This window comes from Streptomyces capoamus, assembly GCF_014654935.1.
Lineage (GTDB): Bacteria > Actinomycetota > Actinomycetes > Streptomycetales > Streptomycetaceae > Streptomyces > Streptomyces capoamus.
In genome coordinates this window covers 101,657-102,315 of sequence record NZ_BNBF01000022.1, presented here as the reverse complement: position 1 = coordinate 102,315, position 659 = coordinate 101,657, and the positions used below count along the sequence as shown (strand labels likewise).

The 659-nt window shown below is 70.0% G+C and carries 1 protein-coding gene; it reads right to left on the bottom strand.

Annotated elements, in window-relative coordinates; genetic code table 11:
- The coding region (locus IE312_RS29395) for an RDD family protein (protein WP_229900568.1) at positions 1 to 403 on the bottom strand (403 nt) is incomplete at its 3' end.
- Positions 404 to 659 lie beyond the last annotated feature (256 nt).

The following is a 659-nucleotide window of genomic DNA, read 5'->3' as shown; positions in this document are numbered from 1 at the left end:
CCAGGGCGGGGACCGCCAGGCAGAGCAGGAACGTGCGCAGCAGGGCGCGCCCGGGGTTGACCGTGCCGGTCGCCAGGGCCACGACCCGGATGCCGAAGAGGCGCTTGCCCGGGGTGAAGCCGACCGTGCCGACGGTCAGGGCGCTCAGGACGAAGAAGACACCGAGCGCCCAGTTGCTCGTGGCGGGGCTGTAGCCGTGCGTGATCAGGCCGTATGCGATCAGGACGCACAGCGCCCAGTCCACGGCGAGGGCGCCGAGCCGCCTGCCGGGCCGTGCGATCGAGTTCGGTCCCGACTCGGGGAGACCGAGCTGCTCACCGCGGTACCCGAAGTCGGCGCCCGCCTCTTCCATGGCCGCGCGCGGCCCGGAGAGCCACGATCCGATTGCCTGCCTGTTGTCCACCCGTCCACGGTACTGCGCCCGGTTTCGGGCACTACGCGCAGGGGTGGGCGGGGGCTACCGTGGAGGGGTGGCTGGTTAACTTCTGCGAAACAAACGGGTCACGCCCGAGAAATCACCCGTCCCTAGTGTCGAGGCCAGCGTGTGCCACCGCACTGGCCGCACGAACGATCTACCACCCCGGCGCGGACGGTCGGGAGTAGGAGGAGCTGGATGTTCCAGAACGCCGACGAGGCCAAGAAGTACATCGCGGACGAGG